General features: G+C 68.6%; 12 protein-coding genes. 2 read left to right on the top strand and 10 right to left on the bottom strand.

Translation table 11 applies throughout. The features are described 5' to 3' along the window. Nucleotides 1-13: 13 nt before the first annotated feature. The 4 genes from HGG74_RS08260 to HGG74_RS08245 are packed head-to-tail and all read right to left on the bottom strand — an operon-like array spanning nt 14 to nt 3,293. Complete coding sequence (locus tag HGG74_RS08260; protein ID WP_168485880.1) at nt 14-442, bottom strand: HIT family protein; 429 nt, start codon at nt 440-442, stop codon at nt 14-16. Next, nucleotides 439-1,650: an NAD(P)-dependent alcohol dehydrogenase gene (locus tag HGG74_RS08255; protein ID WP_168485879.1), complete on the bottom strand. Its 1,212-nt coding sequence runs from the start codon at nt 1,648-1,650 to the stop codon at nt 439-441. Before HGG74_RS08255 ends, HGG74_RS08260 begins: the two co-directional genes overlap by 4 nt. After that, the gene (locus tag HGG74_RS08250; protein WP_376766126.1) at nt 1,647-2,588 is read right to left on the bottom strand and encodes a sulfurtransferase; all 942 of its coding nucleotides are present in this window, start codon (nt 2,586-2,588) and stop codon (nt 1,647-1,649) included. The genes HGG74_RS08255 and HGG74_RS08250 overlap by 4 nt, the downstream gene beginning before the upstream one ends. A 6-nt stretch (nt 2,589-2,594) precedes the next feature. Beyond that, a complete protein-coding gene (locus HGG74_RS08245) occupies nt 2,595-3,293 on the bottom strand; it encodes an MBL fold metallo-hydrolase (protein ID WP_168485878.1) in 699 nt (232 codons plus the stop codon). A gap of 141 nt (nt 3,294-3,434) precedes the next feature. On the opposite strand from HGG74_RS08245, the gene HGG74_RS08240 reads away from it, so the two are divergent. Continuing rightward, nucleotides 3,435-3,863: a Fur family transcriptional regulator gene (locus HGG74_RS08240; RefSeq protein WP_168485877.1), complete on the top strand. Its 429-nt coding sequence runs from the start codon at nt 3,435-3,437 to the stop codon at nt 3,861-3,863. Here HGG74_RS08240 and HGG74_RS08235 read toward each other — a convergent pair. The 6 genes from HGG74_RS08235 to guaB1 form a co-directional block, all read right to left on the bottom strand. Further along, nucleotides 3,860-4,819, bottom strand: a complete 960-nt coding sequence (locus HGG74_RS08235; protein ID WP_168485876.1) for a metal ABC transporter permease — start codon at nt 4,817-4,819, stop codon at nt 3,860-3,862. The genes HGG74_RS08240 and HGG74_RS08235 overlap by 4 nt on opposite strands. 2 nt (nt 4,820-4,821) lie before the next feature. Further along, complete coding sequence (locus HGG74_RS08230) at nt 4,822-5,631, bottom strand: metal ABC transporter ATP-binding protein (protein ID WP_168485875.1); 810 nt, start codon at nt 5,629-5,631, stop codon at nt 4,822-4,824. Next, nucleotides 5,628-6,659 (bottom strand): metal ABC transporter solute-binding protein, Zn/Mn family, encoded by a 1,032-nt coding sequence (locus HGG74_RS08225; RefSeq protein WP_168485874.1) that lies wholly within the window; start codon nt 6,657-6,659, stop codon nt 5,628-5,630. The genes HGG74_RS08230 and HGG74_RS08225 overlap by 4 nt, the downstream gene beginning before the upstream one ends. Nucleotides 6,660-6,830: 171 nt before the next feature. Continuing rightward, nucleotides 6,831-7,892, bottom strand: a complete 1,062-nt coding sequence (locus tag HGG74_RS08220; RefSeq protein ID WP_168485873.1) for a hemolysin family protein — start codon at nt 7,890-7,892, stop codon at nt 6,831-6,833. Continuing rightward, entirely contained in the window at nt 7,889-9,217 is a 1,329-nt protein-coding gene (locus HGG74_RS08215; protein WP_168485872.1) for a hemolysin family protein, read from the bottom strand. Before HGG74_RS08215 ends, HGG74_RS08220 begins: the two co-directional genes overlap by 4 nt. Before the next feature lie 283 nt (nt 9,218-9,500). After that, complete coding sequence (gene guaB1, locus HGG74_RS08210; RefSeq protein ID WP_168485871.1) at nt 9,501-10,955, bottom strand: GMP reductase; 1,455 nt, start codon at nt 10,953-10,955, stop codon at nt 9,501-9,503. 255 nt (nt 10,956-11,210) lie between these two features. Here guaB1 and HGG74_RS08205 point away from each other — a divergent pair, with 255 nt between their 5' ends. Next, nucleotides 11,211-15,038, top strand: a complete 3,828-nt coding sequence (locus tag HGG74_RS08205) for a multifunctional oxoglutarate decarboxylase/oxoglutarate dehydrogenase thiamine pyrophosphate-binding subunit/dihydrolipoyllysine-residue succinyltransferase subunit (RefSeq protein WP_168485870.1) — start codon at nt 11,211-11,213, stop codon at nt 15,036-15,038. Nucleotides 15,039-15,098: the final 60 nt, after the last annotated feature.

Below are 15,098 nucleotides of genomic sequence, written 5' to 3'. Positions count from 1 at the left end.
CGGCAGCGGCGCCCTAGGCTTCCGGGACGAATTCCCCGTGGCCGGCGGCCCGCAAAGCCACACGGATCTTCTCCGCGCTGGCCTCCATGACGGCAGGGTCCGGGTTCCGCTGCGCCCGCTTGAAGTCGTATTCGGCCTCGGAATTGGACGGCCAGACGTGCAGGTGCAGGTGGTGGACCTCGAAACCGGCGATGATCAGGCCCGCCCGCGCCGAGCCGAACGCCTCCACCTGGGCCTTGCCGATCCTCTGGGCCACGGCGGTCAGCTTGGCCAGCAGCTCCGCCGGCGCGTCGGTCCAGCGGTCCACCTCCTGCCGGGGCACCACCAGAGTATGCCCGTCGGCCAGCGGGCCGATGCTCAGGAAGGCGACGACGTCGGGGTCCTTCCAGACGAACCGGCCGGGGATCTGGCCCTCGATGATCTTGGTGAACAGCGTGCTCATGCGTTCCTTTCCTCGGTATGGGCAGTATCCGGGCGGGCCTGGTCCTGCGGGGCGTCCGGGTCCTTCCCCGGGCTCAGCGACTCGACATCGAGCACAAAGCGGTATTTCACGTCCCCTGCCACCATCCGGTCCCAGGCCTCGTTGAGTTTGTCAGCGGTCACCAGCTCCACTTCGGCGGCGATGTCATGGGCGGCGCAAAAGTCCAGCAGTTCCTGGGTCTCGGCGATGCTGCCGATCATCGATCCGCCGTACGCGATCCGGCGGCCGATGAGCATGCCGACCGGAACCGGCGGCATGCCCCCCGGCGGCAGCCCCACCTGGATCAGCGCCCCGTCCCGCCGGATGGTCCTCAGGTAGGGACCCAGCTCGTGCTCGGCCGAAACCGTATCGATGACCAGGTCGATGCTGCGCCGGGCCGCCGCCAGAGCCGCAGCGTCGGTGGACAGCAGCACGCGGTCGGCGCCCAGCCGCCGCGCCTCTTCGACCTTCTCCGGCGACGTCGTGAAGACGGTGACCACCGCGCCCAGTGCCTTGGCAATCTTCACGGCCAGGTGGCCCAGCCCTCCCAGGCCGACGACGCCGACGGCGTCCGAGGCCTCGACCCCGAAATACTGCATGGGGGAAAACACCGTAATGCCGGCGCAGAGCAGCGGTGCCGCCTCGGCCGGATCCAGGCTCTCCGGCATCCGGAGCACGTACTTTTCATCGACCGTTATCGAGGTGGCGTACCCGCCCTGGGTGACTTCCCCGCCGTGCCGCTGGTCCACGGCGCCGTAGGTGGCCACGGCGCCGTTTTCGCAGTACTGTTCCAGCCCTTCATTGCAGCTTTCGCAGGTCCGGCAGGAATCGACCAGTCCGCCGACCCCGACCAGGTCCCCGACAACGAACATGCTCACGTCTTCGCCGGTGCGCGTGACCCGCCCGACGATCTCGTGGCCGGGCACCAGGGGGTAGCGCTGGTCGCGCCACTCGCCGCGAGCGGCGTGTATGTCGGAATGGCAGAGGCCGCAGAAGGCAATACTGATCTCGACGTCGTGTGGGCCGGCAGCCCGCCGCTCGATCCGGAGCGGGACCAGGCCGGAGCCGGCGGAGGTGGCGCCGTAGGCCTGGACCAAAGTCCCGGCACCGGGCTGAACCGGTGCCTGCCGGACATGCTGCGGGGTCAGGTTCGCGCCCAGCGGCGGCGGAACGGGTCGGCCGAGAGTCATGCTCCGACGCTACCTGCTCCGCCGGAGGCTTGCCACTGGCCTCCGGCCGCGGTGCTGCCGCCGGGCTCATTCCCGGTGGCTACCGGCAGGCCGGGCTGGTTGGACCATTGGGACCAGGACCCCGGATAGAGGGCCGCCTCGATGCCGGCCTGGGCGAGCGCTGCAACTTCATGCGCAGCGGTAATCCCGGAGCCGCAGTAGACAGCAACCTGCTTCCCGGCACCCGTCCCTGCCGGTCCCGCGCCCAGGCGTCGGAACCGTTCAACGAGGTCCTCCGCGGGCAGGAAACGGCCATCCGCCTGCAGGTTCGCGGCCGTGGGAGCACTGACGGCGCCGGGGATGTGCCCGGCCTTGGGGTCCACCGGCTCGGTCTCGCCGCGGTAGCGCTCCGCGGCCCGGGCATCGAACAGCAGCTGGGTGCGGGCAAAGTCCGCCACGTCCTCCAGCGCCAGGACCGGCATCTGCCCGGGGACCAGCCGGACCGCGCCGGGGGCAGGCCGGACGTCCCCGGACTCGAGCGGACCGCCGGCAGCCTGCCAGGCCGCCAGTCCGCCGTCGAGCAGATAGCAGCGGGCCATGCCGCCGTCACGCAGCAGCCACCACAGCCGGGCCGCGGACATGCCGCCCACCGCATCGTAGGCGACGACCGTGTCGCCGTCGTCAATGCCCCAGCCGCGGGCCGCCTGCTCGAAGGCCGCCGGGTCCGGCAGCGGATGGCGGCCACGCGCTGCGGACCCCGGGGCCGCCAACTGGCTCTCCAGGTCCACATACACGGCGCCGGGCAGGTGCCCGGCGAGATAATGTTCCCGGCCGTGGGGATCTCCCAAGGCCCAGCGCACGTCCAGCAGGATGGTCCGTTCCCCGGAGGCCAGCCGTTCCCGCAGGGCCGGTGCCCCGATCAGCACCTGTCCCGGCCCGCCGGCCGCTGCCGTCATCATCGGCGCCTATCCTTCGCGGACTGCATCCAGGTCCACGCTCTGGCCCGGATCCAGATGTTCGTAGCTGGTGCCGTACCGGGCGCCGAAGGACGCGACGTGCTTTTCCACCAGGCCGCGGCCGGTCTCGTTGAGCAGGCCGTCGTGGATCGGATAAGCGCGCCGGGCCCGCATGGCAGTCACAAAGTCGATCACCTCGGACACCTTGTTCCACGGCGCGTGGACGGGAACCAGCACCGCGGGCGCGGTCAGCCCGTGCGGGACCACGAAGGAATCCCCCGGGTGGTAGACGGTCTCGTTGACCAGATAGCCGATGTTGGCCACTACCGGGATGAGCGGGTGGATCAACGCATGCTGGCCGCCGAAGGTCCGGATCCTGAAGCCCGGCACCTCGAAGCCGGCATCCGGTTCCACCGTGTGGATCCGCTCCGCGGCGGTGCCGTCCGCAGTCCCGGAGGGCAGTGCGGCAGTGAGCGAGCGCAGCTGCTCCGCGACCCGGGCAGGGGCGTAGACGTGCAGGGTGCCGGCGGCGAGGATGCCGGGCAGCCGGTCCAGGTCCACGTGGTCGGCGTGCTCATGGGTGACCAGCACCGTGCCGGCCCCGCGCAGCGCCTCCTCGACTTCGGAGAAAGTCCCCGGATCGATGACCAGCACTTCGCCGTCGTTCTCCAGCCGCACACAGGCGTGCGTGTACTTTGTCAGCAGCATGAGCCCAGCCTAGCGCCCCGGGACTCCCCCATCGGCTTGGCGGATGGTGCCCGTTTCGGCCGCCGAACCGGGCATCAGCTGCGGACTCGATTGGACGGACAGGCCGGTTTGCCGCAGAGCCTGACTGGTAGGCTGGAAGACATGTCCATCCCCTCCGCCCAGTCCCGGAGCCCCCGCCGCGGCGCCGAACAGCGGATGACCCGCCAGCGGCTGGCCGTGGGCAATGCCCTGGACAGCCTCGACGATTTCGTCAGCACCCAGGAGCTCTACCGGCTGCTGCACGAACGCGGGGACTCGGTATCGCTGGCCACCACCTACCGGATCCTGCAGTCGATGGCCGAGGACGGGCAGGTGGACGTGCTGCGCAGCGGCGACGGCGAGGCCGTGTACCGGCGCTGCGCCGTCGAACACCACCACCACCACCTGCTCTGCCGCAACTGCGGCAAGACGGTGGAAATCGAGGCGCCGGCAGTGGAGCGCTGGGCCGCACGCGTGGCCGAGGAACACGGTTTTACCGAGGTCGCGCACACGGTCGAGATGTTCGGGCTGTGCCCGGAGTGCGGTGCCTAGGGATTCGGGCGCTCCCGCAGGGCCGTCTTCGCCGCCGGAGCCGGGTCCTGGCGTTCCACCCCGGCAGTAACCCTGACTCCCGGCAGTGCGGGGCCGGCCTTCCGGTCCAGGCCGCGCCGCTGCCGCCATCCGCCGACGAGCCGGCAAACCAGGTAGATCACAAACGAAATCGTGGTCACGTACGGGCTGATCGGGATCCGTCCGCCCAGCGCCAGCAGGATGCCTCCGACCACCGAGACCATGGCGAAAAGCACGCTGAGCAGCACCACCAGGCGCGGCGAGGAGGCCACCCGGAGCGCGGCGGCCGCGGGCGTGATCACCAGCGCCAGCACCAGCAGCGCGCCGACCACCTGGATGGACAGGGCCACGGCCAGGCCGAGCAGGAACATAAAGGCAATGCCGAGCTTGCCCACCGGCACCCCGCGGGCTTCGGCCAGTTCCGGGTCCACGCTGGCGAAGGTGAGCGGGCGCCAGACGGCCAGCAGTGCCAGGATGACAAACACCGAGCAGCCGGTCAGCAGGCCCAGCTGGACCGTGTCCACCGCGACGATCTGGCCGGTCAGCAGGCCGAACTTGTTGGCGCTGCGGCCCTGGTAGAGCGAGAGGAACAGGATCCCCAGGCCCAGCCCGAAGGGCATGACCACGCCGATGATCGAATTCCGGTCCCGGGCACGCACGCCCAGGAACCCGATGATCAGGGCTGCCACCACCGACCCGGCCAGCGAACCGAAGACGACGTTGGCGCCGATGAGCAGGGCGAAGGCAGCCCCGGCAAAGGACAGTTCGGCGATGCCGTGGACAGCGAAGGCCAAATCCCGCATCATGACGAAAACGCCCACCATGCCGCCGACCAGTCCCAGCACGGCCCCGGCCAGCAGGGAATTGCGTACCAGCGGCAGCAGCTCGGCGTAGTCCTGGAAATTGAAGACCGCGCCCCAGAGTTCGCTGAAGTCCATGGCTACTGTTCCCCGTCCTGCCCGGCGCCGTGGTGGTGCGTGGTGGCATCCGGCAGCCCCAGCACCACGATCCGGCCCTTGTTGCGGATGACTTCCACGTGGCTGTTGTACAGTGCCGAGAGCACCTCGGTGGTCATGACTTCCTCCGGGGCGCCGACCCGGAACTGCCCGCCGGCCAGGTAGAGCACCCGGTCCACATATTCGATCACCGGATTGATCTCGTGCGTCACGAACACCACCGCGCTGCCGTTCACGCGGCATTGGCGGTTGATCAGCGAGCTGACGGCCTGCTGGTGATGCAGGTCCAGGGAAAGCAGCGGCTCGTCGCAGAGCAGCACCTTCGGATCGGTCGCGAGCGCCTGTGCGGCGCGCAGGCGCTGCTGCTCGCCGCCCGAGAGCAGGCCGACGGGCGCGTCCGCGTAGGATGTGGCACCAACCTGCTCGAGCAGTTCGTCCACCCGGCGGCGGAAGCCCCGCGACCGGAACCGGATGCCCCAGCGGTCGCCGTCCACCCCCAGCCCGACCAGGTCCCTGGCCCGCAGCGGCGTGCCGGGAGCGAAAGATTTCTGCTGCGGGATGTAGCCGATGTCGCGGCTGCCGCGGGCCACCGGCCGGCCGTCGATCTGTGCCGTGCCGTGGCTCAGCGGCTGCAGACCGAGCAGGACCCGCATCAGGCTTGTCTTGCCCGAACCGTTCGGGCCCAGGACGGCAAAAAACTCTCCCGGGTTGATCTGCAGGTCCAGGTCATGCCAGAGCACCCGGTTCCCGAAGGACAGCGAGGCGTTCTGCAGGCTGGCGGCCGGTGTGCTCATCCGGCGCTTCCGGCGGCAGCGGCAATGTTCTCCAGGTTGGTCTTCATCCAGTCCAGGTAGTGCTGGCCTTCGGGAAGTGTCTCGGAGAAGTCGACGACGGCGGTGCCCGCCTTTTCCGCGGCGCTGCGCACCTGACGGGTCTGGCTGCTTTCGGTCTGCTCGTTGTAGGCCACGAACCGCACCGACGGCGACGCGGCCAGGTCCTCGGTCCGCATCAGCGCCGCCGGCGAGGCGTCGCTGCCCTCTTCGGCTGCCTCCATGAAGTCCGCCGGCGTGAGGTTCTTCAGTCCCAGGGCGTCCAGCAGATACAACGGCACCGGATCCGTGGCGACCACCGCGGTCCCGGAAACGGTCCTGGCCAAGGCCTCACGATCGGCCTCGAGCCCGGCCAGCCCCTCGCGGAAGGCAGCCGCATTCTGCTCAATCTCCGCTGCCTGGTCCGGGGCCATGGCCGCCAGCTTCGATGCGACCGCGTCCGCGACCTTGCCGACGGCGGACAGGTCGTACCAGACATGCTCGTTGACACCGGCGTCGTGCCCGTGCTCCCCGCCTTGGCCCTCTTCCTCGTGGGCTTCGCCATCGGCGTGCCCCGAAGCCTCGGATCCGGCAGCGGATGCGAGGCCGCTGACATCGACGGCGGTAATGACAGCTTCGGGGTCCTTGCCCGTGGCCTCGACCAGGGTCTGCAGGAACGAGTCGTAGCCTCCGCCGTTGGCGATGACCAGGTCGGCCTCGGAGACAGCCAGCCTGTCCCGCGCTGTTGCCTCGTACGAGTGCGGGTCCTGGGCCGCCGAATTGATCAGGGAGGTCACGGAGACGGCATCGCCACCGACCACCTCGGCGATATCCCCGTACACATTGGTGGAGGCAACCACGCTGATCGTGTCCGCTCCGGCGGAAGCCCCGCCGGATGCAGACCCCGCTCCGGTGCCGGACGCTCCGCAGCCGGCCAGTGCCAGGGACAACACGGCAGCGCCGGCCAGGCCGGTCAATCCGGAGGATATGTTCAGGGTGCGGAAGCGCCGCATGGTACCTCGATCGGCTCTAAATGAGAATAATTAACAAGAGACTTTTACCAGTCTAGGACGCCTGCGAACCATTCGCAGTTCCACGCAGTCCGGGGAACGGAGCAGGCTCCGGATACTTGACCGGAGCCTGCTCCTTTCCGTGCGCTGCCGGGGCCCCGAAGGCACCCGGCCTCAGTCGCCGCGGCGGCGTTCGCCCTGGACCTGGGTGGCATCGCGGATCTCCCCCACGAGCACCTCGAGCACGTCTTCCAGGAACAGCACGCCCATGGTCCGGCCCTCCGGACTAATGACCCGGGCGAGATGCGTACCGGTCCGCTGCATCACGGCCAGCGCGTCCTCGATCTCATCCTCCGGCCCCAGGTTGGCCAGCGTGCGGACCTTGCCCACCGAAACGGGGCGTCGGAAGCCTTCCTCCGGGATGGTCATGACGTCCTTCAGGTGCAGGTATCCGGTTAGGTTTCCCTCGTGGTCAGCCACCGGGAACCGCGAGAAGCCGGTACGGCGCACCAGGCGCTCGAACTCCTCCGGCGTGGCGTCCACATCGATGGTGACCAGTTCGGCGAGCGGGACCATGACGCTGCGTGCGGTCTGCCCGGAGAATTCCAGTGAACTGGAGATCAGCCCGGACTCGTCGTCCACCAGGCCGTGCCGGGTGGACTCCTGCACGATGGACTGGACCTCCTCCAGGGTGAAGGTCGACGTGACCTCATCCTTTGGCGTGATCCGCATCAGGCGCAGAATGTGGTTGGCGCTCCAGTTGAGCACGGCGATCACCGGCCGGACCGCTTTGGAGACGTACACCAGCGGCGGCGCCAGCAGCAGGGCCGCCTTGTCCGCCGTGGACACCGAGATGTTCTTGGGAACCATCTCGCCCAGGGTCACATGCAGGAACGTGACCGCCAGCAGCGCCACCAGGAAAGAGGCTGCGTAGGAGGCCTCGTGCGGGATCCCCACCCAGTGCTCCAGCGGAATCAGCAGCAGTTCCTTGATGGCGGGTTCGGCCACGTTCAGGATCAGCAGCGAGCAGACGGTAATGCCCAGCTGCGCGCAGGCCAGCATCAGGGACACGTTCTCCATGGCCCACAGCGTGGTCTTCGCCCGCCGCGAGCCGGCGTCGGCCAGCGGCTCGATCTGGCTGCGGCGGGCCGACATCACCGCGAACTCTGCACCGACGAAGAACGCGTTACCCAGGAGCAGGATGACCAGCCAGAAAATACCCGCTTCGGGGTTCATCGTCCGCCTCCGCCCTCGGCCGGCACCGGAGGCGGTGCCGGGATGAACCGGACGCGGTCGATCCGCCGGCCGTCCATGCGCTCCACTTCCAGCACCCCGCCGTCGACGGCCACAGTGTCCCCGACCGCGGCAATCCGGCCCAGCTGGGCCATGATGAACCCGCCGACGGTCTCATAGCTGGCCTCGTCCGGGACGGTGAGCAGCGGGATCTGTTCGGAAACTTCGTCCGGGCGCATCAGGCCCGGAAAGTACCAGTTGCCGGTGGCACTTTGCAGCACCCCGGGCTTGACCCGGTCGTGCTCGTCCTTGACCTCCCCGACGATTTCCTCGACCAGGTCCTCCAGCGTGACCACGCCGGCCGTGCCGCCGTATTCGTCCAGGACCACGGCGAACTGCAGGTTCGAGGCGCGCAGTTCGGTCAGCAGCGAGTCCAGGTGCACGGTTTCGGGCACCCGCAGCACATCGGCCATGATCGCCGCCACGGACAGCCCTGCGCGCTTGTCCCGGGGCACGGCAATGGCCTTCTTGATGTGGGCGACGCCGCGGACATCGTCCGGGGAATCGCCCAGGATCGGGAACCTTGAGTATCCGGTCCGCCGCGCGACCGTCACGAGGTCGGCCACGCTTTGGTCAGCGTCAATGAACTCCACCCGGATGCGCGGGGTCATCACGTCGGCCGCCGTGCGCCCGGAAAAGGTGAGCGTCCGGGACAGGAAGGTGGCGGTGCCGGCGTCCAGCGTGCCCATCTCGGCCGAGCGGCGCACCAGCGAGGCCAGCTCGGAGGGGGTCCGGGCGCCGGAAAGCTCTTCCTTGGCCTCCAGGCCGAACAGGTGCAGCACCTTGTTCGCAAAACCGTTCAGCGCGACGATGGCCGGCTTGAACACTGCGGTGAAGAGCAGCTGCGGGCGCGCGACGGCCTTGCCGATGGCCATTGGCAGGGCAATCGAGGCGTTCTTGGGAACCAGCTCGCCGATCAGCATGGAGAGCAGGGTGGCCAGGGTCATGGCGATGACGACGGCGGCCGGTTCATGCACCGCAGCGGGCAGGCCCAGCGCGGCCAGCGGCCCGCGCAGCAGCGAGCTGATGGACGGCTCCAGCAGGAAACCTGTCAGCAGGGTGGTCAGGGTAATGCCCAGCTGGCAGCTGGACAGCTGGGTGGACAGGGACTTCAGGCACCGCATCAGCGGCACGGCGCCCTTGTCCCCGTTGTCGATGGCGCGCTGGACGGTGGGCTGGTCCAGGGCGACCAGGGAGAATTCGACGGCGACGAAGAAGCCGGTGCCCAGGATCAGGAGGAGTCCTGCGGCAATTTGGAGCCATTCCATCAGCGGCCTCCCCGTAGACGGCAGGCATGGAAGGGCGCCGGCAGCTGGTCAGGTCCGTCAGGTGGGAGAGGATCCGGATCCGGACTGGAGGGCTCCTGTCCGGCCGCTCCGGCGGCGGGCAGCGAATGCGGGGCACGGGTGCGGGGTCGGCCGGTGCTGGGTGGGACTGCCTTGGTGCATGCCGCAGCGGGCGGGGCAGTCGTCACGGACCGGCGTCTAGAATAGCTGTCCATTGTCCTTAAAGCCTAGCAGCCAGGCCTGCTGCCAAGGCCCGGGGGTTCCATCACCAGCTCTGCGGGACGGGCCGGCCTTCCTCGTAGCCGGCAGCCGACTGCACGCCGACCACTGCCCGTTCGTGGAACTGCTCCAGGTCCAGAGCGCCGGCATAGGTCATGGCGCTGCGCACCCCGGAGGTGATCAGGTCCAGCAGGTCTTCCACGCCCGGGCGTGCCGGATCCAGGAACATCCTCGAGGAGGAGATCCCCTCTTCGAACAGACCTTTCCGGGCCCGCTCGAAGGCGCCCTCGGTGCGGGTGCGCTGCTGGACCGCCCGGGACGAAGCCATGCCGAAGCTCTCCTTGTACTCCCGCCCGGAACTGTCCGTGAGCAGGTCCCCCGGGCTTTCGTGGGTGCCGGCGAACCACGATCCGATCATGACCTGGCTGGCGCCGGCGGCTAGCGCCAGGGCCACGTCCCGGGGATACCGCACCCCGCCGTCGGCCCAGACGTGCGCGCCAAGCCGCCGAGCTTCCCGGGCGCACTCGTAGACCGCGGAGAACTGCGGCCGGCCCACCGCCGTCATCATCCGCGTCGTGCACATGGCGCCAGGGCCCACACCCACCTTGATGATGTCCGCGCCGGCCTCGACCAGGTCGCGCACCCCGCCGGCACCGACCACGTTGCCGGCGACCACGGGCACGGCAGGATCCAGGCTGCGCACGGCGCGCAGCGCCTCGAACATCTTGGCCTGGTGCCCGTGGGCTGTGTCGACCACCAGCACGTCCACCCCTGCCTCCAGCAGCGCGGCGGCCTTGGCGCGCACATCGCCGTTGATGCCGACGGCGGCGGCGACCTTCAGCCGGCCGTCCGCGTCCAGCGCCGGCCGGTAGATGGTCGAGCGCAGCACGCCGGTGCGCGTGAGCGCGCCCTGCACCACGCCGTCGTCGTCGACCACCGGGGCAAACGCGGCACCGGCGCCGTCGAACAATTCGAAGACCTTGCGCAGCGCAGGAACCAGTTCGCCGGTGAACATCGAGGCCTGGAGGGTGAGCAGGGTCGGGCGCATCACCGATTCCAGCGACGCGAACCGGTCCACTCCCTCGCAGTCCCGGGCGCTGACCTCGCCCAGGCAGCGCTGCCCGCCGTCGACCACCACCACGGCGCCGTGCGAGCGCTTGGCCATCAGGTGCAGGGCATCGATCACGGTATTGTCCGGGCGCAGCCGCAGCGGGGTCTCGTAGACAGGATGGCGGTCCTTGACCCAGGCGGCGACCTCGGCAATCACCTCGACCGGCACATCCTGCGGCAGCACCGCCAGCCCGCCGCGGCGGGCAAGCGTCTCCACCATCCTGCGCCCGGTGACCGCCGTCATGTTCGCCGCCACCACCGGGATGCTGGCACCGGTTCCATCCTGCGGGGACAGATCCACATCCAGGCGGGAAACGACGTCGGACCGGGACGGGACCAGGAACACATCCGAGTACGTCAGGTCGGTGGACGGCTCGTTAAGGAAACGCATGCTCTACTCCTGGAATCGGTGGCATCAACCGGGCGGAGTCCGCCTCCCCTCCAGAATACGTAGTGTTCGGGCAGGTGATTGGCTAGACCTGCTCATGTGTTACTAGACTGGCTTGAGGTCCAGATCATGTGCGTCCACACGCACTCACGGCTGCCTCGGCCCGCGGCCATGCCTCGCGGCAACGTCATGGGCTAATGCGGGTGCAGCGTGCGATCTGACGGGCAAGCGGCAACAGATGGAAGAGGCGTAAACAAAGTGCCAGAGCATCCCAACCTTCGTCTACCCGAGGAATTCGGCGGTAACGAATGGCTCGTCGATGAAATTTACGAACAATACCTCCAGGACAAGAATTCCGTGGACCGGAAGTGGTGGAGCATCTTCGAGTCCGCGACCGGGTCGGCACCGGCGGCCAACGGTACCCCGGCTGCTCCGGCCGCTGCCGAAACCAACCCTTCCACCAAGGCACTGCCCGTGATCAAGCCCGCCGTTTCGCCGGCCATGGACGGAACCGCCGCCGGAGCCGAACCGATTCCGGCCGATCCCGCCCCCGCCCCGAACACCTCCACCGCCATCTCGGTGTCCGCCGCCCCGGCACCCGAAGCCGCTGCTGCGCCCAAGGCGTCCGCTCCGGCCCCGGCGGCCAGGACGGCCCCCATCCCCGCCCAGCTGCCCAAGTCCGCACCCAACGCGAAGACCGAAGAAGACATCGTCTCCGTGCTGCGCGGCCCGGCCAAGGCCATCGCGTCCAACATGGACCAGAGCCTGAGCGTACCGACCGCGACCACCGTCCGCGCCGTTCCCGCGAAGCTGCTGATCGACAACCGTCTGGTCATCAACTCCAACCTGGCCCGTGCCCGCGGCGGTAAGGTCTCCTTCACCCACCTGATCGGCTACGCCGTCGTCAAGGCGCTGGGCCAGTTCCCCAGCCAGAACGTGCACTATGACGAGGTGGACGGCAAGCCCGTGGCCGTGCAGCCTGCGCACGTGAACTTCGGCATCGCCATCGACATGCCCAAGCCCGACGGTTCCCGCCTGCTTGTTGTCCCGAACATCAAGAAGGCCGAGACCATGAACTTCTCCGAGTTCTGGCACACCTATGAGGACCTGATCAAACGAGCCCGCGGCGGCCAGCTGACCGCCGACGACTACGCGGGCACCACTGCCTCGCTGACCAACCCCGGCGGCATCGGCACCGTCCACTCCGTCCCGCGCCTGTCCAAGGGCCAGGCCTGCATCATCGGCGTCGGCGCGCTGGAGTACCCGGCCGAGTTCCGCGGCTCGAGCGAAAAGACGCTGGCGCTGCAGGGTGTGGGCAAGATCATCACCCTGACCTCCACCTACGACCACCGCGTCATCCAGGGCGCCGGCTCGGGCGAATTCCTGCGCCTGGTCGAGTCGCTGCTGCTGGGCGAGCAGGGCTTCTACGACGAGATCTTCGAGGCCCTGCGGATCCCCTACGAGCCGGTCCGCTGGCACGCCGACAACCAGGTGGATGTCGCCCAGCAGGTGAACAAGGTCGCGCGGATCCAGCAGCTGGTCCACGCCTACCGCGTGCGCGGCCACCTGATGGCCGACACCAACCCGCTCGAGTACGTCCAGCGCAAGCACCCGGACCTGGACATCCTCACCTACGGGCTGACCCTGTGGGACCTGGACCGGGAGTGGACCACCGGCGGCTTCGGCGGCAAGAGCCGGCTGACGCTGCGCAGCATCCTCGGGGTGCTGCGCGACGCCTACTGCCGCACCACCGGCGTCGAATACATGCACATCCAGGACCCGGCCGAGCGCAAGTGGTTCCAGGACGAGCTCGAGCGCGACTACGCCAAGCCCAGCCGCGAAGAACAGCTGCGGATCCTGGGCAAGCTCAACGCGGCCGAGGCCTTCGAGACCTTCCTGCAGACCAAGTTCGTCGGCCAGAAGCGCTTCTCCCTGGAGGGCGGCGAGTCGCTGATTCCGCTGCTGGACGCCGTCATCTCCGATGCCGCCGACGACGGACTGGACGAAGTGGCGATCGGCATGGCCCACCGCGGCCGGCTGAACGTGCTGACCAACATCGCCGGCAAGACCTACGCCCAGGTCTTCCGCGAGTTCGAGGGCACCCAGGACCCGCGCAGCGTCCAGGGCTCCGGCGACGTCAAGTACCACCTGGGCACCGAGGGCACGTTCACCTCGGACAACGGGAACAAAACCAAGGTCTACCTGGCGGCGAACCCGTCCCACCTCGAAGCCGTGGACCCGGTCCTGGAAGGCATTGTCCGGGCCAAGCAGGACCGCCTGGACCAGGGCGCCACGGGTACCTTCCCGGTGCTGCCCATCATGGTCCACGGCGACGCAGCCTTCGCCGGACAGGGCGTGGTGGCCGAGACGCTGAACCTGTCGCAGCTGCGCGGCTACCGTACCGGCGGCACCATCCACATTGTGGTCAACAACCAGATCGGCTTCACCACCTCGCCGCAGTCCTCGCGCTCCTCGGTGTACTCCACCGACGTCGCCAAGATGATCCAGTCCCCGGTCTTCCACGTGAACGGCGACGATCCGGAGGCCGTGGTCCGGGTGGCCCAGCTGGCCTACGAATACCGCCAGCGCTTCCACAAGGACGTCGTGATCGACCTGGTCTGCTACCGCCGGCGCGGCCACAACGAGGGTGACGACCCCTCGATGACCCAGCCGATGATGTACAACCTGATCGAGGCCAAGCGCTCCACCCGCAAGCTGTACACCGAGGCCCTGGTCGGCCGCGGCGACATCACGCAGGATGAAGCGGACCAGGCCCTGCGCGACTACCAGGAGCGGCTGGAACGCGTCTTCGCCGAAACCCACGCCGCCCAAACCTCGCCGATCCCGGTCGTCACCAAGGACGCCGCCGCCGTAAGCGACCTCGAACGTCCCCTCTCCCAGCAGCAGGAGGACACCGAGCGCGTGCCCGGCAGCACCGCGATCAGCGCCGACACACTGGCCTACATCGGCAAGGCGCACATCAATGTGCCCGAAGGGTTCACCATCCACCCGAAGCTCAAGCCGCTGCTGGAAAAGCGCGAGCAGATGTCCCGCGAAGGCGGCATCGACTGGGGCTTCGGCGAGATCGCGGCCTTCGGCTCGCTGCTGATGGAAGGCATCCCGGTCCGCCTGGCCGGGCAGGACTCCCGCCGCGGCACCTTCGTGCAGCGCCACGCGGTATTCCACGACCGTGCCACCGGAGCGGAGTGGGCGCCGTTGTCCCACCTCACCCCGGACCAGGCCAAGCTGTGGATCTACGACTCGCTGCTGTCCGAATACGCCGCCCTCGGCTTCGAGTACGGCTACTCGGTGGAGCGTCCTGATGCCCTCGTGCTCTGGGAGGCCCAGTTCGGCGACTTCGTCAACGGCGCCCAGACCGTCATTGACGAGTTCATCTCCTCCGCGGAACAGAAGTGGGGCCAGCGGTCCTCGCTGGTCATGATGCTGCCGCACGGCTACGAGGGACAGGGACCGGACCACTCCTCCGGGCGCATCGAACGCTTCCTGCAGCTGTGCGCCCAGGACAACATGGTGGTGGCCAACCCCACCACCCCGGCCTCGCACTTCCACCTGCTGCGCCGCCAGGCGTTCAGCCGTCCGAGCAAGCCGCTGATCATCTTCACGCCGAAGCAGCTGCTGCGCCTGAAGGCCGCTGCCTCCTCGGTGGAAGAATTCACACAGGGCAGCTTCCGTCCGGTGCTTCCGGAGGTCGAGACGCTCAACGGGGCCGACGTGGACCGGGTCATCCTGGTCTCCGGCCGCCTGTACTACGATCTGCTGGCGGCCCGCCGGAAGAGCGGCGACAACCGCACCGCGCTGGTACGCGTCGAGCAGCTCTACCCGCTGCCGGTCGAGGAGATCAAGGCGGAGCTGGCCAAGTACCCGAACGCCGAAATCGTCTGGGCCCAGGACGAGCCGGCGAACCAGGGCCCCTGGCCGTTCGTCGGCCTGCACCTGCCCGCGCAGCTGGGCAAGGGCCTGCGCGTGGTCTCGCGGCCGGCCTCGGCGGCGACTTCCACGGGCTCGGCCAAGCGGCACGCAGTTGAGCAGGACCTGCTGGTCAAGAAGGCTTTCGAGCGCCGCTAGGTAAGATGGTGGGTGGGGTGCCGGCGGCGCCCCACCCGCTTTCTTTTTAACCATTTCCAC

Origin of the sequence: Arthrobacter mobilis, assembly GCF_012395835.1 — a bacterium.
GTDB classification, from domain to species: domain Bacteria; phylum Actinomycetota; class Actinomycetes; order Actinomycetales; family Micrococcaceae; genus Crystallibacter; species Crystallibacter mobilis.
This window is presented reverse-complemented; position numbering and strand designations above follow the sequence as displayed.